Origin of the sequence: Lysinibacillus telephonicus, from assembly GCF_003966145.1 — a bacterium.
Lineage (GTDB): Bacteria > Bacillota > Bacilli > Bacillales_A > Planococcaceae > Ureibacillus > Ureibacillus telephonicus.
Map to the genome: position 1 here is coordinate 1 of NZ_RXNR01000049.1, position 20,417 is coordinate 20,417.

At 35.9% G+C, this 20,417-nt stretch carries 20 protein-coding genes, 17 tRNA genes, 1 rRNA gene and 1 other RNA gene; 29 read left to right on the forward strand and 10 right to left on the reverse strand.

Annotated elements, in window-relative coordinates:
* Positions 1-5: 5 nt before the first annotated feature.
* The 18 genes from rrf to EKG35_RS14865 all read left to right on the forward strand — a co-directional run bounded on the left by rrf (position 6) and on the right by EKG35_RS14865 (position 1,657).
* A 5S ribosomal RNA gene (gene rrf, locus EKG35_RS14780) occupies positions 6-121 on the forward strand.
* Between the two features lie 11 nt (positions 122-132).
* Positions 133-208 (forward strand) — tRNA-Val (locus EKG35_RS14785).
* Between the two features lie 5 nt (positions 209-213).
* Positions 214-286 (forward strand) — tRNA-Thr (locus tag EKG35_RS14790).
* 9 nt (positions 287-295) lie between these two features.
* A tRNA-Tyr gene (locus tag EKG35_RS14795) sits at positions 296-379 on the forward strand.
* Between the two features lie 6 nt (positions 380-385).
* Positions 386-460, forward strand: a tRNA-Lys gene (locus EKG35_RS14800).
* A gap of 41 nt (positions 461-501) precedes the next feature.
* Positions 502-576 (forward strand) — tRNA-Gly (locus tag EKG35_RS14805).
* Between the two features lie 6 nt (positions 577-582).
* A tRNA-Leu gene (locus EKG35_RS14810) sits at positions 583-671 on the forward strand.
* A gap of 23 nt (positions 672-694) precedes the next feature.
* A tRNA-Arg gene (locus tag EKG35_RS14815) sits at positions 695-771 on the forward strand.
* Positions 772-778: 7 nt separating this feature from the next.
* A tRNA-Pro gene (locus EKG35_RS14820) sits at positions 779-855 on the forward strand.
* A gap of 34 nt (positions 856-889) precedes the next feature.
* Positions 890-965, forward strand: a tRNA-Ala gene (locus tag EKG35_RS14825).
* A gap of 13 nt (positions 966-978) precedes the next feature.
* Positions 979-1,055, forward strand: a tRNA-Met gene (locus tag EKG35_RS14830).
* A gap of 11 nt (positions 1,056-1,066) precedes the next feature.
* A tRNA-Ser gene (locus tag EKG35_RS14835) sits at positions 1,067-1,159 on the forward strand.
* Between the two features lie 18 nt (positions 1,160-1,177).
* Positions 1,178-1,253, forward strand: a tRNA-Asp gene (locus tag EKG35_RS14840).
* A gap of 11 nt (positions 1,254-1,264) precedes the next feature.
* Positions 1,265-1,340 (forward strand) — tRNA-Phe (locus EKG35_RS14845).
* Positions 1,341-1,345: 5 nt separating this feature from the next.
* Positions 1,346-1,419: transfer RNA gene (locus EKG35_RS14850), tRNA-Gly, on the forward strand.
* A 4-nt stretch (positions 1,420-1,423) separates the two neighbouring features.
* Positions 1,424-1,500 (forward strand) — tRNA-Ile (locus tag EKG35_RS14855).
* Positions 1,501-1,509: 9 nt separating this feature from the next.
* Positions 1,510-1,584 (forward strand) — tRNA-Asn (locus tag EKG35_RS14860).
* A gap of 1 nt (position 1,585) precedes the next feature.
* A tRNA-Glu gene (locus tag EKG35_RS14865) sits at positions 1,586-1,657 on the forward strand.
* Between the two features lie 441 nt (positions 1,658-2,098).
* Here EKG35_RS14865 and EKG35_RS14870 read toward each other — a convergent pair.
* The 7 genes from EKG35_RS14870 to EKG35_RS14900 all read right to left on the reverse strand — a co-directional run bounded on the left by EKG35_RS14870 (position 2,099) and on the right by EKG35_RS14900 (position 7,663).
* Positions 2,099-3,484: a sensor histidine kinase gene (locus EKG35_RS14870; RefSeq protein ID WP_126295325.1), complete on the reverse strand. Its 1,386-nt coding sequence runs from the start codon at positions 3,482-3,484 to the stop codon at positions 2,099-2,101.
* Positions 3,472-4,134, reverse strand: a complete 663-nt coding sequence (locus tag EKG35_RS14875; RefSeq protein ID WP_126295326.1) for a response regulator transcription factor — start codon at positions 4,132-4,134, stop codon at positions 3,472-3,474. The genes EKG35_RS14870 and EKG35_RS14875 overlap by 13 nt, the downstream gene beginning before the upstream one ends.
* 30 nt (positions 4,135-4,164) lie before the next feature.
* Positions 4,165-4,920, reverse strand: a complete 756-nt coding sequence (locus tag EKG35_RS14880; protein ID WP_126295327.1) for a lantibiotic immunity ABC transporter MutG family permease subunit — start codon at positions 4,918-4,920, stop codon at positions 4,165-4,167.
* Between the two features lie 3 nt (positions 4,921-4,923).
* The gene (locus EKG35_RS14885) at positions 4,924-5,652 is read right to left on the reverse strand and encodes a lantibiotic immunity ABC transporter MutE/EpiE family permease subunit (RefSeq protein WP_126295328.1); all 729 of its coding nucleotides are present in this window, start codon (positions 5,650-5,652) and stop codon (positions 4,924-4,926) included.
* A gap of 1 nt (position 5,653) precedes the next feature.
* Complete coding sequence (locus EKG35_RS14890; RefSeq protein WP_126295329.1) at positions 5,654-6,361, reverse strand: lantibiotic protection ABC transporter ATP-binding protein; 708 nt, start codon at positions 6,359-6,361, stop codon at positions 5,654-5,656.
* Positions 6,362-6,611: 250 nt separating this feature from the next.
* Positions 6,612-6,804: non-coding RNA, 6S RNA (ssrS, locus tag EKG35_RS14895), on the reverse strand.
* Positions 6,805-6,997: 193 nt separating this feature from the next.
* Complete coding sequence (locus EKG35_RS14900; protein ID WP_246020406.1) at positions 6,998-7,663, reverse strand: YfbR-like 5'-deoxynucleotidase; 666 nt, start codon at positions 7,661-7,663, stop codon at positions 6,998-7,000.
* 212 nt (positions 7,664-7,875) lie between these two features.
* Between EKG35_RS14900 and EKG35_RS14905 the strand changes: the two genes are divergently transcribed.
* Positions 7,876-8,331 carry a hypothetical protein gene (locus EKG35_RS14905; RefSeq protein WP_246020407.1) on the forward strand — a complete coding sequence of 152 codons (456 nt, stop codon included), beginning with the start codon at positions 7,876-7,878 and terminating at the stop codon, positions 8,329-8,331.
* 97 nt (positions 8,332-8,428) lie between these two features.
* On the opposite strand, the gene EKG35_RS14910 is transcribed toward EKG35_RS14905, so the two are convergent.
* Positions 8,429-8,608 carry a YjfB family protein gene (locus EKG35_RS14910; protein ID WP_126295330.1) on the reverse strand — a complete coding sequence of 60 codons (180 nt, stop codon included), beginning with the start codon at positions 8,606-8,608 and terminating at the stop codon, positions 8,429-8,431.
* Between the two features lie 148 nt (positions 8,609-8,756).
* Between EKG35_RS14910 and EKG35_RS14915 the strand changes: the two genes are divergently transcribed.
* The 9 genes from EKG35_RS14915 to EKG35_RS14950 all read left to right on the forward strand — a co-directional run bounded on the left by EKG35_RS14915 (position 8,757) and on the right by EKG35_RS14950 (position 17,762).
* On the forward strand, positions 8,757-9,329 hold the full coding sequence (locus EKG35_RS14915; protein WP_126295331.1) for a superoxide dismutase family protein: 573 nt from the start codon (positions 8,757-8,759) through the stop codon (positions 9,327-9,329).
* Between the two features lie 434 nt (positions 9,330-9,763).
* Positions 9,764-10,774: a TAXI family TRAP transporter solute-binding subunit gene (locus EKG35_RS14920; protein ID WP_126295332.1), complete on the forward strand. Its 1,011-nt coding sequence runs from the start codon at positions 9,764-9,766 to the stop codon at positions 10,772-10,774.
* 110 nt (positions 10,775-10,884) lie between these two features.
* The gene (locus EKG35_RS14925) at positions 10,885-11,409 is read left to right on the forward strand and encodes a DUF1850 domain-containing protein (RefSeq protein ID WP_126295333.1); all 525 of its coding nucleotides are present in this window, start codon (positions 10,885-10,887) and stop codon (positions 11,407-11,409) included.
* Complete coding sequence (locus EKG35_RS14930) at positions 11,390-13,423, forward strand: TRAP transporter permease (RefSeq protein WP_126295334.1); 2,034 nt, start codon at positions 11,390-11,392, stop codon at positions 13,421-13,423. Before EKG35_RS14925 ends, EKG35_RS14930 begins: the two co-directional genes overlap by 20 nt.
* Positions 13,424-13,583: 160 nt before the next feature.
* Positions 13,584-14,120 carry a 5' nucleotidase, NT5C type gene (locus EKG35_RS14935; protein WP_126295335.1) on the forward strand — a complete coding sequence of 179 codons (537 nt, stop codon included), beginning with the start codon at positions 13,584-13,586 and terminating at the stop codon, positions 14,118-14,120.
* A gap of 381 nt (positions 14,121-14,501) precedes the next feature.
* A complete protein-coding gene (locus tag EKG35_RS21030) occupies positions 14,502-14,648 on the forward strand; it encodes a hypothetical protein (protein ID WP_185807777.1) in 147 nt (48 codons plus the stop codon).
* Between the two features lie 145 nt (positions 14,649-14,793).
* Positions 14,794-15,906: an amidohydrolase gene (locus EKG35_RS14940; RefSeq protein ID WP_126295336.1), complete on the forward strand. Its 1,113-nt coding sequence runs from the start codon at positions 14,794-14,796 to the stop codon at positions 15,904-15,906.
* 38 nt (positions 15,907-15,944) lie between these two features.
* Positions 15,945-17,060 carry a mandelate racemase/muconate lactonizing enzyme family protein gene (locus EKG35_RS14945; RefSeq protein ID WP_126295337.1) on the forward strand — a complete coding sequence of 372 codons (1,116 nt, stop codon included), beginning with the start codon at positions 15,945-15,947 and terminating at the stop codon, positions 17,058-17,060.
* 9 nt (positions 17,061-17,069) lie between these two features.
* On the forward strand, positions 17,070-17,762 hold the full coding sequence (locus EKG35_RS14950; protein ID WP_126295338.1) for a GNAT family N-acetyltransferase: 693 nt from the start codon (positions 17,070-17,072) through the stop codon (positions 17,760-17,762).
* Between the two features lie 80 nt (positions 17,763-17,842).
* On the opposite strand, the gene EKG35_RS14955 is transcribed toward EKG35_RS14950, so the two are convergent.
* Positions 17,843-18,574, reverse strand: coding sequence for a Fe-S oxidoreductase (locus EKG35_RS14955; RefSeq protein WP_246020409.1), 732 nt, complete (start codon positions 18,572-18,574; stop codon positions 17,843-17,845).
* A 91-nt stretch (positions 18,575-18,665) separates the two neighbouring features.
* Between EKG35_RS14955 and EKG35_RS14960 the strand changes: the two genes are divergently transcribed.
* The gene (locus tag EKG35_RS14960) at positions 18,666-19,094 is read left to right on the forward strand and encodes a DUF4395 domain-containing protein (RefSeq protein ID WP_126295339.1); all 429 of its coding nucleotides are present in this window, start codon (positions 18,666-18,668) and stop codon (positions 19,092-19,094) included.
* 326 nt (positions 19,095-19,420) lie between these two features.
* On the opposite strand, the gene EKG35_RS14965 is transcribed toward EKG35_RS14960, so the two are convergent.
* Positions 19,421-20,392 (reverse strand): DMT family transporter, encoded by a 972-nt coding sequence (locus EKG35_RS14965; protein WP_126295340.1) that lies wholly within the window; start codon positions 20,390-20,392, stop codon positions 19,421-19,423.
* Between the last annotated feature and the right edge of the window lie 25 nt (positions 20,393-20,417).

A 20,417-nucleotide genomic window follows, 5' to 3' on the forward strand; every position in this document is an offset into this window, starting at 1 on the left:
GCAAGTGAAGTGATGATGGCAAAGAGGTCACACCCGTTCCCATACCGAACACGGAAGTTAAGCTCTTTAGCGCCGATGGTAGTTGGGGGCTTCCCCCTGTGAGAGTAGGACGTCGCTTCGCTTGTTTTATGTGGAGGATTAGCTCAGCTGGGAGAGCACCTGCCTTACAAGCAGGGGGTCGGCGGTTCGAGCCCGTCATCCTCCACCATATATGCCGGTGTAGCTCAGTTGGTAGAGCAACTGACTTGTAATCAGTAGGTCGTGGGTTCGACTCCTATCGCCGGCATCATTACTTGGAGGGGTAGCGAAGTGGCTAAACGCGGCGGACTGTAAATCCGCTCCTTCGGGTTCGGCGGTTCGAATCCGTCCCCCTCCACCATTCTAAGAGCCATTAGCTCAGTGGTAGAGCATCTGACTTTTAATCAGAGGGTCGAAGGTTCAAGTCCTTCATGGCTCACCAGTTTTATAATAAATTGCTAGAAAAATTTGGAGCATGCTTTTGCGGAAGTAGTTCAGTGGTAGAACACCACCTTGCCAAGGTGGGGGTCGCGGGTTCGAACCCCGTCTTCCGCTCCAAAAGATGCCGGGGTGGCGGAACTGGCAGACGCACAGGACTTAAAATCCTGCGGTAGGTGACTACCGTACCGGTTCGATTCCGGTCCTCGGCACCATTTTAATTTACTATCAAGATGTAGCGCCTGTAGCTCAATTGGATAGAGCGTCTGACTACGGATCAGAAGGTTGTGGGTTCGACTCCTGCCAGGCGCGCCAAAAGATACGGGAAGTAGCTCAGCTTGGTAGAGCACTTGGTTTGGGACCAAGGGGTCGCAGGTTCGAATCCTGTCTTCCCGACCATAGAATAAAGTTGATTTTTTAATAATATAATTATGGGGCCTTAGCTCAGCTGGGAGAGCGCCTGCCTTGCACGCAGGAGGTCAGCGGTTCGATCCCGCTAGGCTCCACCAAAATTTTATTTATGGCGGCGTAGCTCAGCTGGCTAGAGCGTACGGTTCATACCCGTAAGGTCGGGGGTTCGATCCCCTCTGCCGCCACCATCTATTATAACGGAGGCATACCCAAGTCTGGCTGAAGGGATCGGTCTTGAAAACCGACAGGCGGGTTAAACCGCGCGTGGGTTCAAATCCTACTGCCTCCGCCATTTAAATTAAGTAATAAAGGTCCCGTGGTGTAGCGGTTAACATGCCTGCCTGTCACGCAGGAGATCGCCGGTTCGATCCCGGTCGGGACCGCCATTTAAAATGATGGGTCGATAGCTCAGTTGGTAGAGCATTTGACTGAAGCTCAAAGTGTCGGCGGTTCGATTCCGTCTCGACCCACCATTTTTGCGGGTGTAGTTTAATGGTAAAACCTCAGCCTTCCAAGCTGATGTCGTGAGTTCGATTCTCATCACCCGCTCCATTAGGGGCCTATAGCTCAGCTGGTTAGAGCGCACGCCTGATAAGCGTGAGGTCGATGGTTCAAGTCCATTTAGGCCCACCATAACAATATTCCGAAGTAGCTCAGTGGTAGAGCAATCGGCTGTTAACCGATCGGTCGTAGGTTCGAGTCCTACCTTCGGAGCCACGGCCCGTTGGTCAAGTGGTTAAGACACCGCCCTTTCACGGCGGTAACACGGGTTCGAATCCCGTACGGGTCATAAAAAAACGTGTAGCAATTGCTTGCTACACGTTTTTTAGTGCCTTCAGAATGAAGGGAAAGTTTGGTTAATCTTGTAATCGAGAGGTGGATATTCCTAAGGTGAATTTTTGGGGGAGAAGAAAATAAGATCCATTGTAAGATAAGTTTATCCAGTTATACAATTTATACATAAAGGAATATATCCCTTTGAGATAATATGGTGCGGTGACTTTATTAGGTTCGATTTTCTAATTATTTTTTATTCTAAGTTAATCTTCAAAAAGGGTGCCCGAAATTATTAGCTTTGGGTCACCCTTTTTTAGTTTAGTAATCGTATCAAAGCTTTTTATAATAGTTCCGAAGCTATTGGATTCTACAATGCATAATTAACCCAAGCTATTTTAAAAAAGAGAAGCTCTGGATACTAAGTGCAGCTTTGGTCTAGATCATTTTTTAAACCTTAATTTGTATGCTTATTTATTGGAATCGTTATGGTCACTTTTCCTCCACCAGATAATATATCATTATCAATTAGCAACGTCCCATTATGGTCCTGGACAATTGATTGTGCAATATAGAGTCCCATACCATGGTGATTGCCTGAGCTTCTGCTCGAATCACCTCGATAAAACTGCTTTGTAGCTTTTTTTAAATCTTTTGAGGAAAATCCACAGCCGCTATCAGATACGGTAAAATGTATCGATTCAGCCGAACCTTGGGCAATTAATTTAACCTTTCCATTGTTTGGGGTATGCTCTACGGCGTTTACAATAATGTTTAAAATCGCTCGATAAAAAAGCTCTTTATCAATAAAGATCGACTCTGGAAGCGACACCTTTTGTACATCAACATAAAGCCTTTTTTCTAGAGAAAGAGCCCTCATCTGCTTCTCTAATTCATTTAAAAAGGCATCCGTTTTAACACTGCCTTTTTCACGAACAACATTTTTCTCCATTTTCGATAAATCAATCAGTTCTTTTGTGAATTTTTCTATCTCAATTGTATTTTTCAAAATATAGTCATTATATTGCCTTTGTCTATCGTTTAGCACAGTGCTCTTTAAAAGTTCAGCATTTCCTCGAATAATTGTAATGGGTGTTTTAAGATCATGGGCTAGGGCGGAAATTTGTTCTCTACGTGTCTGTTCTAACTCCCACTGTTGTTTCAATGAAGTATATAATGCATCTTTCATCTGCTCAAATGAAACAGAGATGTCATCTATTTCACGAATTCCCGATGGCTTAATAGTAAAATCTAAATTTTGATTTTGTATTTTTTCAATCGCTTCTTGTAAACCCATCATTTTTTTCTTCAGCTTTCTTCCAAAATGAACTGAAAGAACCGTCACTAGAACCACAATTCCTACAATAAATAATAGGAAGGCAAATAATTGTGGATTTGGCAGGTACTTTCTTAAAGCAGCCGAATGATATTCGGGCACTAATCGGTATCTTAATATACAAATCTCGTTTTCACGTTCTATATACGAATAATATTGAGTGTTATCTCGTTTTTCTCCATTTTGCATCAATTCCCAAGCATGTAAGGCTTCCTTTCTTGTCAGATTGCCTGATAAAAATTCTCCTTGTTTTGAGAAAACAGCGTAGTCAACGAGCTCTGGAATAATATCTGGTGTGACAGAACCGTTTGAAGCAATAAGATTTTTAGATAATGAAATTTGGTTTTCCGCATAATTCGCTGGCAAAATAATATTAGTAGAAAAAGCGAATAGAAATAGACTGAGCAGTAGTGCTACTAAAAGAATAGTTCCAAAACATAAGAAAAGAAGATATCGGAGAAAAAACATGTGAAGACGTGTTCCTTTCCTCGGTGTTAACGTCTCCATTTATATCCAATCCCCCAAACTGTTTCAATTACATCAACGTCAAAGGTATGTAGCTTTGAGCGAATATTTTTAATATGCTCCGTAATTGCAGTGCTGTCGCTTTTCCCGTCATATCCAAAAATCGTTTCGTAAATTTTCTCCTTGGAGAAAACTTGTCCTCTATTACGTGCTAGAAATTCGCATATTTCATATTCGCTTTTTGTTAAAATAACTTTTTCGCCATTAACAAATAACTCTTTGCCAGCGAGATTAAAATGAATTTTATCCGCATACAGAATACGGCGTTTTTCTCTATTTTCCCGTCTTAAGTGAGCATTGACTCTTGCACGCAGCTCACCGATGCCAAAAGGTTTCGTAATATAATCATCTGCACCGATGCCAAGACCGTACATTAAATCTTCCTCCATTGATTTAGCTGTTAAAAACAGGATAGGACAATCAACAGCATGGCGGATTTGGCCACATAAAGTAAAACCATCTATATCTGGCATCATTACATCTAATAAAATTAAATCAAAAGCACCAAGATCCATTTTATATACTTCTGTTACATCCGAAATAATTGTTACTAGATGATTTTCTTCTAATAATGCGTTTTTTACCAACATTAAAATATCTGTTTCGTCATCTACCGCTAATATCTTTGCCATACTTCATCCCTTTTCAATCTCTTACTCTATTTAACTAACAGATTTTCTGCCTTCCCATTTCCAAAACCATATACACGACAGTGTAAATGCAATTAATGTTCCACAAACACAAGCAATGATACCAGTTTTAAGTCCAGTTTCTAATATAGATGGCTCAGCGCCTGACCAATGTAGTGACCATAATGAAACAAAATGACCTCCCCATCCATAGGGGATAAACGACCATATTCCATCACCTAGTCCTGTAAGTAGTAAAGCGACTAAAAGCGATTCAACAATACCAAGGCCAATTGAAGCACCTTTGCCAAAATGAAGACTAACCACAAAATGTAAAACATATATAAATACATGACTAATAAATAAAATGCAAGCTGCTATTACATAGAATCGAAAATCAAAGAAATTTTCATGTAATATCCCAATAAAACCAATGCCAAAAATCCCAATGGACATAAAAATTGCTCCGAAACTAAACATTAATAAAAGTAGGAGTTTGCTAACGAACCCCAATATTTTAATTTTAGTAGAAGTGAGCATTTCCTGAAAATGTCCTGCGCCAGCCTCTTGTTCTGACACCATCGCACAAACTAATCCGATTATTATAGGATATCCGCAAGTAAGTGCCTGCAAATAGGCTATAACTTTGTCACTATAATTCCACGGTGAATATGAATAGTATGCTAAGAATAGCATCGATACAATGATTGGCACAAGAAAATGAATAATTAAAAATGGTGTTCTTTTCGTTTTTAAAAATTCAGATTTAAGCAATCGTATTAATACCATGTGTTATTTCGCCTCCACTTTCTGGAACCAACGTGCAGTAAGGAGGCTAACTATAGCAAACAATGCTAAACTTATTAGTAATCCCGGTAGTATAACTCCTGAGCTTGATAAAGTACTCCCCTCTGGAACAGGGAGGCCATTTGGTAAAATTCCAAGTGTAGGACACATTAAACGTGCAGAAATAGCAAAGGGGTAACTATACCAAAACTCGCTATCGGCAAACACTACAATCCCAACTACATTGGCAACAATATTGATTAAGATAGCCATATAGGTTCCCAATTTAGCTGCAAGGAATAAACAAAGAGGGATTTGCCATAAAAAAGTTAAGAAAATGATCAAACTTCCTACTAGACTTTTGGAGATTGATAAGCTATTCCCAAAAATCCATCCTCCTGCAGTAATTCCCACCAAAAAAATAATTGTTATTAGTAAAAGCCAAGCACTACATGCAAGAATTTTACCAAACCAAATCTTTTTTAGGTCAAGTGGTAATGCGAGAACGCTATGATATTTCAATTTAGCATCTTTCTCTATTACCAATGCACAACATAATGTAAGGGTGCCAGGTAGAAGTAGTACATACCACCAATTATAAGCACCTGTTTGAAAAAAACTTCCTCCCATTAAACCGGCACTCATAAGCAGTGTCACTATGGGTGCAAGCCAAAGTAATTTTGGAATAAATGTTTTCTTCCATTTTAATCTTTCAGCTTTGATGATAGAAATCATGTTATATGCCTACCTTTCTATTAGCAGACACAACCTGCATAAATAGTGACTCTAATTCCTGTCCACGTGGAGCAATCCCTTGATAACCTAATTTTCCTCCAGCTATGATGCCGATTTCATCAACCACCTGCTCAACTTCAGATAATATGTGGCTTGACAAAATAACTGTAATACCGTGTTTTGGAAAAGATCGAATGAGTCCTCGGAGCTCTTGAATGCCAATTGGGTCTAGACCATTTGTTGGTTCATCAAGAATTAAAAGCTTTGGATTGTTTAATAAGGCTATAGCTATTCCTAAGCGTTGTTTCATTCCGAGAGAAAATTGCCCAGCCCGTTTTTTTCCGGTATTAGTCAAATCGACAATCTCTAATACTTCATCTATCCGCTTTTGTGGCAGTCCAAGGGCAATTGTTCGCACCTTAAGATTTTCTCTTGCTGATAAATTGTCATATAGTGGCGGTGTTTCAATTAATACGCCAATGTCCTTTAAATTATCTCGAGTCCATTCCTTACCGTTAAAATATATTTCTCCTGCACTTGGGCGTAACATGCCCGTAATCATTTTTAAAGTTGTTGATTTCCCTGCACCATTTGGACCTAATAATCCATAAACGGAATTCCGAGGAATCTCCAACGATAGATTGTCTACAATTTTTTGCCCCTTAAAACTCTTACAAAGACAATTTGTTTTTAAAATAATATCTTTCATAGTAGTCATCATCCTTTCGATGAATCTATGGTAAAAAGTAATTATAAGGATTTCATAAGGATGGAAAAATTTTATAAAATAATTAGTAATTTAATGGAAGATATTTTACTTTCTTTATCATAGTTGTGAGGATAAAAGGGGGGAGTGGGGTGTAAGTTTTTACTAATTTTCCGAAAATAGTAAAACCAAAAAAAATTCCCTCTTCAAGGTTGAAGAGGGAATGGCTAAAGCCTTGCTATACATTATGTATGGCAAAGCCGCCTTGCCGTAATTATTAATAGAAAGTTTTAAAACCACGACTCCACCAGGTGGGTGCTCGCAGAATAGTTCCTGTATATCGTCATTCACCGGAGTGTGACGCCCGCCATTCCCTATTCGATTAAAACTCCCTTTTACAGTTCAAAGGTTAAAACTTAATATTTGTACGAACAACGCAGCTTTAATGTTATATTAAACGATTATGGATAACAGTGCAAGTAAGTATCTTTTAAAGAAAAAGTCAAATAATTAATACGGTTTTTGGCAATATAATATATGGTTACAAAGCATTTTTTTAAATAATAGTATAGTTTTCAAAAAATGCTCAGTCTTTATACCAAAATAAAAAGCCTTCCTTCAATAGGAAAACTTTTGCGGCTAATCTATTTTATTTAAGATTTCATTTGTTAATGCGGCAATGTTAATTTGCGTTTCTTCGCGCATGACGTCAATCAAAATTTCATCACGAAAATATTTGACGCTTACTTCAAGGGGCATTTGCAGCAGCTTTTGTAAAGCTTGTTGATACATAATTACAAATTCTTTATCTGTATTGCCACGTTTTAACTCTGCAAAAGACTCATAAAATTGATCTAATTTATCCGCAAATTCAAGAAGACGACCTTCAATTGTAGCATCTTTTCCTTCTTTCATTCGATTGAAAAAAACATCCTGGAAGTCGGGGGGTATTTCTTCGCGTATAAATTTTTCCATCATTTTTTCTTCAACATGAGCAAGCATTTGTTTTAATTCGACACTCGCATGTTTTACAGGTGTTTTAATGTCTCCGATAAATACCTCAGCAAAGTCATGATTGATTGTTTTTTCATATAATGATTTCCAATCTACTTTAGCTCCGTGCATTTCTTCAAGTGTACCGAAAAACATCGCATATTGAGACACTTTCCATGAATGGGCTGCAACATTATGTTCCTCAAATTTGAAGCGTCCTGGGGCACGGAAAATACGTTCTAAATCATTTAGGCTTGTGAAAAACTTATGAATTCCTATAATAATCACTCCTAAGTATAATGATGTAAGCATTTCGTATGCTTCCTCTTAATCATATAATGATTCTTAGTTTATTTGGGGTGTTTTACAAACAAATAACATGTGATTAACAAATAACAAATATTTAATTTATAGAATATGCAAGTATTGTTAAAAAGGCAATAAAATATTCCCAAAACAAATAAAGTGTCATTGTTTCCTCAAAATTTAAGCGTTTTCATGATGGTATACTTGTGGTATCTGCAATGATTGGACGTGAAATTAGAATGGTATACACTTTCTTTTTATATACACATATATTAAGCGCGATAATATCAATTGGTCCGTTATTTGCACTATTGCTTATTTTGAAGAAAATGGATAGCTTAGAAGAGTCGCAGCTATGGGGATTTGTACAATTGTTTCAGTCTATTATTACCATTATTAAACATGCGGGTCATGTTCTAGTTATTTCAGGTATCATTTTGATTATTCTCAGTGGTTGGACGTGGACAACTTCATGGGTTGTGTTAACTATATTAGTAATGCTTGGATCTATTATCTTTTTAGCGCGGGCATTTAAACCTACAATACATACTTTTGGGACAACTGACTTTAATAAAGAGATTTTTATAATAAAATTGAGAAAATCCACTTGGCTGTATATTTTTTTGTTATTGGTTATGTTGTGGTTTATGGTAGCAAAACCTGAACTTTGGTAAAAACTTCTCTTAATGGCATGTTGTAAGTAGATGATATATCCGTTCATTTTTTAGAAAATAAAAAGACCCTTGATTTAAATCAAAGATCTCTTTTAGTTTAAACAGATATATCAATTGTGTTTCCTTTGTAAGGATGTACAGCAGTTTGTTCAGGCATATCGTTTAGCATTTTAATTGTACTCGCTGCTCCAATATTCATAGCTTTATCCATAATGCTTATTTGCAAGGTCTGTTGAAGTTGCGAAACCTGTGCAGACATGATTGAATTTATATCCATATATTTACCTCCTTTGCCTTTAATATCGGTCATTTAGAACACTCATTAACTTCATTTCAGATAAATGAGTTAAATGGTATCTTTCTACATTTTAGGAATATTTATATTCCCCGATGGTAATACTCCTCAATAGGAGGGATAACCAAATATGTGGAAAATTAAAATCAGTTTATTGTTAAGTGCAATGGTGCTAGTTCTAAGTGGATGCAATTTATTTGGTGCATTCAACAGCGATGAAGCAATTACAGTTAATGCACCTGAAGCATTACAAGCTACAGCGAAGGTAATTAATACTGAAGGAAAAGAAATTGGCCATGTAGAAATGACTGAAGGGGAAGATGGTGTACTTCTTTCGCTTGGTCTTACAGAAATTCCTGAAGGGGAACATGGAATTCATATTCATCAGGTAGGGAAGTGTGAAAAGCCAACCTTTGAATCAGCTGGAGAACATTTTAATCCTACTAACAAACAGCATGGAATTAATAATCCAAAGGGGCCTCACCTTGGGGATTTACCTAATATAACACCTGAAGAAGATGGTACTGTTCAAGTAGAATTTGTTGCAAAAAATATAACGTTGGAACAAGGCATGGAAAACTCTCTATTTGATAAAGATGGAAGTTCAATTGTTGTTCATGAAAAAGCAGATGATTATGTTACTGATCCAGCTGGTAATTCGGGCGCAAGAATTGCTTGTGGAGTTATAACACCTAAAAACTAAAATTATTAAGCTGTGTATTTGGCGAAATTTCGTCTTTTACACAGCTTATTTTTTTATTTAAGAATAAAAACCAATAGTTAAACCTGACATAACGATGTGATAAGTAAATGGAAGGTTATAAGTCTTAACGTTCATTGGCAAAATTAATTAGCAATACAATATGCTTATTAGTTTGTAAACACTAGTAAATTTTTAATTAATTAGTTAAAAAATTAGCAAAATCGTAGAAAAATATTTTGTACCACAACAGATTAAATTAATTATATAAAATAAAAATTTTTCTGATATATTTAAAATATGTTTACTGTAAACGTTTTCGCTCTGTTAGTTTCGCTATTATTCTATTAGCAGAATATTAAAATGATTGACACAAAAGAATATTAATAGTTAAAATTAATCTGTAATGTAACAAATATTACGCAGGAGGGGTTATTTTGAAGAATAAGAAGTTTTTATTTCTAACAGCTTTATGCCTTATGCTAATTATGGTATTAGCAGCATGTGGCGGAGAAGAGTCTACAGAAACTGAAGGCACTACATCTGAAGAAAATGCTACAGAAGGTGCTACAGAAGAAAAAACATCAGACATTGATTTCTTAAGCTTAGTAACTGGTGGTACGCAAGGTACATACTATGCACTTGGTGGTACATTTGCGGATTTAATTACAGATGAGACAGGCATTAAAACAACTGCGGAAGTATCACAAGCTTCTGCTGCAAACGTAAATGCATTAAAAGAAGGAAATGCTGAAATCGCATTCGTTCAAACTGATATTGCTTACTATGCAAAAAATGGTCAACTAATGTTTGAAGGTGCAGCTGTAGAGGATTTAGTTGCAATCGGTGGTTTATACCCTGAAACAATTCACCTTGTAACAACTGCAAATTCAGGTATTGCTTCTTATGAAGATTTAAAAGGTAAAAAAGTTTCAGTAGGTGCACCAGGTTCTGGTACTTACGCAAATGCTGAACAATTACTTGAAATTCATGGTTTAACAATGGATGATATTCAACCTCAAAACTTAGACTTTGGTGAGTCAACAGATGGATTACAAACAGGTCAAATTGACGCTGCATTCGTTACAGCTGGTTATCCAACAGCTGCTGTTGAAGCTTTAGGTGCTACAACTGATGTTGTAATCGTTCCAGTTGCTGCTGATAAAGCAGAAGCATTAATCGCAAAATATCCATACTATGCTGTTGATACAATTCCAGCTGGTACTTATGGTTTAGAAACAGATGTACCAACTGTATCTGTTTTAGCGATGCTAGCAGTAAAAGCTGATTTACCAGAAGATGTTGCATATGGAATTACAAAAGCTATTTATGGCAACACAGATAAAATCAGCCATGCAAAAGGTTCTTTCATCAAAGCTGAAACTGCTTTAGATGGAATTGGAATTGATGTTCACCCAGGTGCTCAAAAATACTTTGATGAACAATAATTTAAAATTGAACTATTAGTAGTCAAGCATTAAAAAAAGGGGGCTTGAGGAATTTCTTCAAGCTCCTTTTTAATAGTAGTCCTATTTAAGGAAATGTTTGGGGTGGTTGCATGAAACGAGTAGCGTTTGTCTTTTCGTTTGGCATTGTGGCTGCAGTTTTTTTATTTTTACCAATACATCAAGTCTTTTCTTTTACGGAAATAAGAACAAACCATCCAGAAAAGTTTTACATAAACATCTCAGATGAAAACGTATTCCAAATCCGTTATACGCATTCAATTCATTTGACAGATGTTTTAGAAACGTACGAAATTGCGGATGCAAATAATCTGAAGCTTGTGTCAATGGAATATGAAGATGTTTCGATAGGAATGCCAGCATATGCTGAAAAAGGGGAAACATTAGCGTATGAGGATGGAAGATACATATTGTCATTTGAAGATAAAGTGTTATCAGATTTTACATTGTATGTAGGAGATATAGACCTAGATTTGTATTTTTTATATGATGATCAATCATATAATTTAAAATCATTTCTTCAAAGAGGTAAATCCTATTTGTTTGAAATTAAAAAGGTTTCGCTAATTGAAAAATGGAAAGGAGCTGTATTCGATCATGGTGAAGCAGCAGAATGAAAAGACTCAAGAAGAGCTTTTTGAAACATTATCAGCAGAACAGCAACAGGCGCTTTTAGAAAAATATGATACAGAGTCAAACACACGGAATTTAGCTGGTGCGTTTCGTTGGGTAATTTATGTAATATTATTATGTTTTTCTTTGTTTCAGTTGTATACAGCAATTTTTGGGCAATATACAGCACCTATTCAAAGAACAATCCATCTAGGATTTGCTTTAACGGTTATTTTTTTATTGTTTCCAGCACGTAAAAAAGGCTCAAAAACAAAGATTGCCTTTTATGATTATATTTTAGCTCTACTATCTGTTGTTGTTGGTTCGTATTGGAGTTTAAACTATGAAAGATTGGTTAATAGTTTAGGATCAATTACAGATATCGACTTTTACGTAGGTGTAGTAGCGATATTACTAGTATTAGAAGCTGCTCGACGTGCAGTTGGGCTGCCAATTACAATTATTGCTGCTTTCTTTTTGGTTTATGCATTCTACGGTCCGTATTTCCCAGATTTTCTTGCACACCGTGGTCAAACGTTAGAGAGCATTGTTAATTTAATGTTTTATACAACAGATGGAATTCTAGGTACACCTATTAGTGTTTCTGCGACATATATTTTTGTCTTCCTATTGTTTGGTGCATTTTTAGTAAAAACAGGTGTTGGTCAATACTTTAATGATTTAGCAGTAGCATTTGCGGGTAAGATGATTGGTGGTCCTGCGAAAGTTGCCATCTTCTCTTCTGCCTTACAAGGTACAATTTCAGGAAGCTCTGTTGCGAATGTTGTAACATCTGGTTCATATACAATTCCTATGATGAAAAAACTTGGCTATAAGAAAGAGTTTGCAGGAGCAGTTGAAGCATCTGCATCTACCGGCGGACAGTTAATGCCTCCAATTATGGGTGCTGCAGCCTTCCTGATGGTAGAGTTTATCGGAAGAGGAATAACATATTGGGATATTGCAAAAGCTGCGGCAATTCCAGCTCTTTTATATTTTACGGGTATTTGGATTATGACCCATTTTGAAGCAAAACGATTAGGGTTGCGTGGGCTAACTGATGAAGAAATGCCTGATCGTAAAGAAGTATTTAAGAAAATTTATTTATTATTACCGATTATTTTAATAATCGTATTAATGTTAGTTGGCGTTCCTGTAATGCATGCAGCTCTTTACGGAATTATATCTTGTATTGTTGTCGGTGCTATTAATAAAGAAACACGACTAGGCATAAAAGATATTATTGATGCACTAGTAGACGGTGCACGCACTGCATTAGCGGTAGCAGCAGCAACAGCATGTGCAGGTATTATCGTAGGGGTAGTTGTAAAAACAGGTTTAGGATTAAGTTTAGCGAATAGCTTAGTGGATCTTGCTGGAGGGAAAATATTCCTAACACTATTCTTTGTAATGATTGCTTCATTAATTTTAGGAATGGGTGCTCCAACAACAGCAAACTATGTTATTACATCAACAATTGCGGCGCCGGCTATTATTACATTATTAGCACCAGGTGTTGTATCTCAAGATTTAGTGCCTATTACAGTTTTATTATCAGCTCACTTCTTTGTATTCTACTTTGGGATTATTGCTGATATTACGCCACCAGTTGCTCTTGCTGCCTTTGCTGCATCAGGTATTTCAGGTGGAGACCCAATTAAAACAGGTGTGAACTCTGCTAAACTTGCTATTGCAGCGTTTATCATCCCTTATATGATTGTATATTCACCAGCCTTATTAATGATTGATGTAACAATATGGCAAATATTATGGGTCGTAATCACAGCTATTTTAGGTATGATTGCAATTGGATCTGGTGTTATTGGATACTGGTACAGAAAGTTAATGTGGTTTGAACGTATTATTGTCATTGCTGCAGGTTTAGCAATGATTTACCCAGAGTCAATTTCAGATATTACAGGTCTAATCGTCTTTGGTATCATGTTTGTCATTCAATTAATGACAAAAAATAAAGGGAATAAACCAAAGGATACAAATCTAGATACTGCTACAAATTAAATTCTTTTAAGCTTGCACAATTTCATATGTGCAAGCTTTTTTACGAGGCGAGAGAGCTGGTGTAAATAACATTAAGTTTCTGTAAATTGATTTTGTATGGATTGTTTTTTACAGTTTCCTTTTTTAGACTAGATATAGAAAAAACAATTTGGAGGAGCATATGAAAAGCATAGCTGTTGATATGGATCAAGTTTTAGCAGATTTTTTAGGGAAGGCTTTGAAAGCTTTTAATGAGCGATTTAACAAGAATATTTCGAGAGAAGAATTTGATATTTCAAAAATAGAAACACTTTACCCAGAATTAAGTAATGAATTTTTTTTAATGATAAATGAGCCCGACTTTTTCCGTGATTTAGAATTAGAAGATGTAGATGCCGTACCTGTGTTGAAAGAGTTAAACGAGCATTATGAAATCTATATTGCAACTGCTGCAATGGACGTGCCAGGAAGTTTTCATGCCAAGTATGAATGGCTTTTAGAGTATTTTCCATTTTTAAATCCAACCCATTTTATTTTCTGTGGAGATAAAAAGGTTGTAAAGGCAGATTATTTAATTGACGATAACATTAGGCAGCTTCAATCCTTTACAGGAGAAGGAATTCTATATTCTCAGCCATATAATGAGCAATATACTCAATTTAAGCGTGTATATAACTGGAAGGAGATTAAGGAACTGTTTTTGCCCGTTAAGCAATAACTACTGTAGTTAAAATTAATGTTCGAGATTGATTCATATAATTATTCAAAAGAGTGACATCAAAATAGTAATTTCCCGTACTTTAAATACAATTAAGGGAGCATTAGGATGTCTTACGTTGAAATTTAATACTGTAGCTAAAACCAGGTACTTTCTTGAACAAAAGTCCTGGTCTTTTTTATTTTAATGCATAAAATCAAATATTATTTAAGAAGCATTTTATTTGTGAAACATGTGTTAAAACTAAGTGGTATAAATAGTTCTCATTATGAGATGATTTTTATACTTTTTTTGCATATATAACATAAATATGTTGTGTTAGCGAAATGAAGTATGTAGAATGATAATATCAGAAAATTCTAACTAAGGAGTGATTCTAATATGACAAGCTTACTTTCTTCTAAGTTCGAAACGTATTTATTGGACGAAGAACTTGAGTTAGAATATGACAAGGAGATGGAGGAAGTACCATATAATGAGGTACCGAATTACGAAGAGTATCCACCAGGTTTTTTCTCAAGCTTATAATTTTAAATGAAAGCGACAAAACTCGAGCAAGGAGTTTGTCGTTTTTTTCTGCTTATAATATTAGTTTATGGGCAGAAGCGGTTAATATTTGAACACGTGTTATGTATAATAAGAAAAAGTATAATCGAAAAATTTGAGGTGCAAAATGGGGCAAGTAAAAACTTACGAAGAAGTCATCTATGGATGGTTTGAACATTTTCATGATAATCCAGAGGTTAGTTGGAAGGAAATTGAGACTACTAAAAAAATAGCATCTATATTAGATGAATTGAAAGTGCCATATAAATTCTTTTCAGATGTAACAGGCCTTGTAGCGGAAATCGGCCTAGGAGAAGAAGTAATAGCTGTTCGAGCGGATATTGATGCATTATGGCAAAAGGTAGATGGAGTTATGCGTGCAAACCATTCTTGTGGACATGATGCAAATATATCGATGGTGTTAGGTGCACTCATCCAATTAAAGGAATTACCTTTAAAGAAACGAATTCGCTTTATTTTTCAACCTGCTGAAGAAACGGGCGGGGGAGCAATTGAAATGGTGAAGCATGGTGTAATCGATGATGTTTCTTATTTATTTGGTGTTCATTTACGCCCCATTGAAGAATTGCCGCTAGGAAAAGTAACACCAGCAATTCACCACGGTGCAGCGTTATTTTTAAATGGTACAATTGTTGGAGTAGATGCACATGGGGCTAGACCTCATCAAGGGAAAAATGCAATAGATGTCATTTTTGCAATTCAGCAAATGTTAAAAAATATTTATATTAATCCTTTTGAAATTTATAGTGCAAAGTTAACAAAAATTGTTGCAGATGGTGGGAGTATAAATATAATCCCCGGAAGTGCGGCATTTTCAATTGATGTACGCGCACAAAAAAACTCAGTATTAGAAGAATTACAAAAGCGAATTAATGAAGGCTTTAAAACAATAATGGATATGTTTGGAGTAGAAATTAGCTGTGACTGGGTTGATAAAACACCAGGTGCAGAAGTTTCAGAAGAAGCGATGAAAATTGCGAAAGAATCTATTATTGAAGCGTTGGGTATAGAATGTTTAGAGAAACCAATTTCAACACCAGGCAGCGACGATTTCCATTACTACACTATATTAAGGCCTAATTTAAAGGCAGCTATGATAGGAATTGGTGCCGATTTAACTCCAGGGTTGCATCATCCAAAAATGACATTTAATAAAGAAGCATTAATTACAGGTGCTAAAGTGCTAACAACAACTCTACGAAATGCAGTAAATGAATAAACTACAAATAGATGTAGGTGAAAAGGAAGTTAATCATCATGAAAATTAAACAAATTGAAGTTTTTTCGGTAAATTTACCATTAATTAAACCTTTTATTATTAGTTATGCAACATACCCATATATTCGGTCGATTATTGTTAAATTAACAACAGAATGTGGACTTGTCGGTTGGGGGGAGTCGGTACCTGATGAACATATAACTGGGGAAACTCCAGACTCAACCTATGCAATGATAAAAAATACGCTAGCTCCGATACTCATTGGAAAAAATCCTATGGAATTTGAAAAGATACATGAAATAATGGATAAATCAGTACACAGAGCCCCAGCTGCAAAAGCTGCAATTGATATTGCCTGTTTTGATGTTGCAGGAAAAAAATTAGATGTTCCTGTATATCAGCTTTTAGGTGGACGCTATCATGAAAAATTCCCAGTAACACATGTTTTAAGTATAGACGAGCCCGAAAAAATGGCGAATGAAGCTGAAGAAAAATTAAAAGAAGGCTACCGTTCATTTAAAATGAAGGTCGGTGTAGATGTTTCAGGAGATGTAAAACGAATTAAAGCAGTAAGAGAGCGTGTAGGAGAAGATATCGCAATCCGTGTAGATGTAAACCAAGGATGGGGAAATAGTGCAAATACACTTCAAGCCTTACGCCAACTTGAATTTTTAGGCCTTGACTGGCTTGAACAACCTGTCGATCAAGATGATATTGATGCAATGGTTGAAATTAAATCAAAATCTTCTATTCCATTAATGATTGATGAAGGTCTTCGTAATATGAATGATATGCGTCAAATAATTGCAAAACGCGCAGCAGATAAAGTAAATATTAAGCTTATGAAATGCGGTGGTATTTATCCTGCAATGAAGTTAGCAAACATGGCGGAGATGGCTGGAATTGAGTGTCAAATAGGCTCTATGGTTGAATCATCCATCGGCTCTGCTGCAGGTTTCCATGTTGCATTTTCGAAAAAAATTATAAAAAGTGTTGAATTAACAGGCCCTGTTAAATTTTCTAAAGATATTGGTGATTTAAAGGAAAGCTATATTATCCCATGTATCCAATTAAATGAACATCCTGGATTAGGTGTTGCTGTTGATGAGACAGTTCTTGCAGAGCTTACACAATTCAAGGATTTAATACAGTAGGTGAGCAAAATGAAAGAAAAAATTTATGAAGGCTTATTAGGTGAGCAAGCTTACTCAGTACATGTTTTAGATAAAAACTGCTTACCAGAAGTGCTAAAATTGCAAGAAGCTGTTTGTGAAGCATTGCCGAATAAGGATATCTTACAGCCGCTTTCAGAAGAAGAATTTTTGTTTATTTTAGATGGAAACGGCATTATGATAGGAGCTTTTGTAGAAGAGAGATTAATTGCTTTTCGGGCCCTTTTGATTCCTGAAATCGATGAAGATCATTTAGGTTATCATATTGGGTTGGAAAAAGAATCGGATTTAAAACGAGTTCTTTACCAAGAAATTTCAAGTGTAGATCCAATTTATCGTGGACACGGTTTACAAAAAACATTAGCAAAAGTCATTATGCAGCAAATAGATACAACCGCATTTGATTATATTTGTACAACAGTTATGCCGTATAATATTGCAAGTTTAAAAGATAAATTTTTGCAAGGATTTTATATTGTTGCATTAAAATATACATATGGTGAAAAGCTTCGCTATGTATTTGCGTTGGATTTGCGAAAAGAGCCTCAATATGAAGAAGATGCAGCTGCAATTTCAATGGGAGACATAGAAGGACAACAAAAGCTGCTAAAAGATGGTTTTGTAGGTGTAGCTATGAAACAATTAAATGAAGATTGGGTAGTAGAGTATAAGAAGAAAAAATAATATAAATAAGCCATCCAAAAGTTGATTTTGGGTGGCCCTCTTTAGAAAATAACTATTTTCAAGATGAAAGCAAAACACAGTTACTTCGTTGGACAAAATTCACAAACTATCAGTCCAGGGATATCTTTAGAGAAGCAGCAGCTTTTTCGCAAAGGTTTATTAACTAATTCAGCAGGAGCTTTCCCACCTGTGAATTGATTAAACCAAGATTTATTTGAAAATTGCTGCCATACTTTTGTATCCTCTAAAATTTCCAAATCCTCAAAAGCTCGGTCTGCAAGCAAAGGATTATTAGTTATTATATAATAATTCCAAATCATATATCCAAAAACGTTTTCCCATAATGTAAGAGGGGATATTGAAGTCGTTTTACGCAATTGTTGAAAGATTAAATGGCATTGGGTTAAAATGTTTTCAATTACTGCTTCACGCTCATGGTCTTCTACATAGCGAAAATCCTTTGGTGCAATAAACGTTGCAACAGTGTTGTTTCCAAATTCCTTGACATGACTAAAGCGAATATCCTCCAAATTACCGTCCCACACTTCATCATATACAGACAACATATAAAACTGCATTGCAATAAACATCCCATAACGTCGCCCAAAATGAGAAATAGCTGCAGCTTCGGTTTTTGCTTTTGTTATTCCCACCATTAAATTTTTAAAATCAGTTAAATAAAAATCGTTGTGCAGGCTATCTAAGGTGAAAAGTGTACGCTCTGGAATTGCTGTGTAAACACTATATGAATTCAACATCCTTAGTTGATCGTTAGTTAAAGCATGCATAACATCACCTTTCTTTTTTACCATACTATAACACAATATATAATCAAATTTTTCTATACAAAATAAGATTAAACAATTAAAATGTATAAAATGGATAAGAAAGGTTGGTATTATCTTGGCTCAAATACATTCAATACCAAGGCCGCTAGTAAGAACGAATCAATGGGCAATTTTAATTTCTGTCATTTTAACATGGATTTTTGGAGAAGCTTTCATTTTATTAATACCATTAATTTCAAATGTATTAGGTGTTTTATTTAATTTTAATCCGATCATGAAATTTGCAAGAATATTTTTAATTAAAAAAGGGAAGCAATACATCCCGGAAGATGTTACTCAGCAAAAGTTTAATGCGTGCATCGCCATCTTTTGTTTAGCTGGTGGGTATATTAGCTTTCTTGTAGGTTGGAAAATTGTTGGCCTCATTTTTACTATCATGGTTGCTCTTGCTTCATTTATAGCTATTCTAGGTTTTTGTATTGGCTGTTTTATCTTCTATCAAATAAAACAATATAAATATCGCCGATCCTTAAAACAGTCATAAAGTAAACTATAAAATCAGCGTGGTTCCCGTAATTAATACAAAACTTTTTGCACGATAGATGCATTAAATGAGTTGAATTATAATGGCCGAACCAATTTGATTTATGGGGAATTGATTGCTTACCAAGCCTTCCAATTGGCAGGAGATTTATTGCCTGTTAATTTAGAAAAAAAATTTATTGAAATTAGTTGACAGATTAAATGAAAATGATTATCATTATCATATAAAGAAAGAAATACACTTTAAGCTTCTTTCTCCAGAAGAATGCGAATCATTTAAACGTTCTATCCCCCCTTAACTAGAACGTCAACAAAATAGACCGGACTTCAATTTTGAAGTCCGGCTTCTTTTTCTTTTATTACAGATTTTTTAGATAGTAAGACTGTATGGTAGCTATGCAATAGCATCCCAATTACAATCACACCAATACCGATTAGCGCAATTGGATCTGGCAATGGAACCCCTAGTAAAATCATTTCACCGATGATAACGAAAAGTACTTCTGTTGACTGTGTTGCTTCAACGGCAGCGAGTTTTCCTTGATCTTCCCGAACACGGTCTGTAGCAATGAAAAATAATACTGTTGCAATTACTCCAGAGCTAATCCCGACTAATAGTGATTGAAATACTTGATTTGCTGATGGTAGACCTACAGTTATAAAAGCATAGCCTGCTAAAATAATCCACGCGGGCAGGGAAGCAATTGTCATACCAAGAACACGCTGGTAAGTATCAAGTCGACCACCACATACTTCCATCATTTTTCGATTGCCGAGGGGATAGGCAAAAGCTGCGACAACGACTGGTAATGTTCCGAGCAATAAAACATGAATTGATACAGATTGTGCCTGTGGAACTTGAATTAATAAAATACCGATTAGTATAACACTTGAAATAAGCAGAGAAATAACCGGGATTTTTTGGCGAATTTTAACACCGTCTATTGTTCTTACAAATAATGGAGCCAGTAAAATTCCAGCAACAATAGTAAATTGCCATGTTCCTGAAACGAGCCAACCCGGTCCAAAAGAAGCTACATAAGTCAGGGGAGCATAAAATAGTACAAATCCTACAAAACTCCAAAGCAGCCATTTAGTAGGTTGAGCTTTCATCTCCGAAGAGAGCGGCTTCCATCCTTTACGAGAAAGAACAATGACAAGTAGGAAGGGAAGCATGAAAAAATAGCGTAAGGATGAACTCCAAAGCCAGCTGCCGCCTTCTAATTCCATAGAATGATTTAAAATGAATGTAACAGCAAAAAATAGTGCCGCTAGAATCCCTAATATAATCTCTTTCAATCTAATAACCTACTTTCTTACCAAA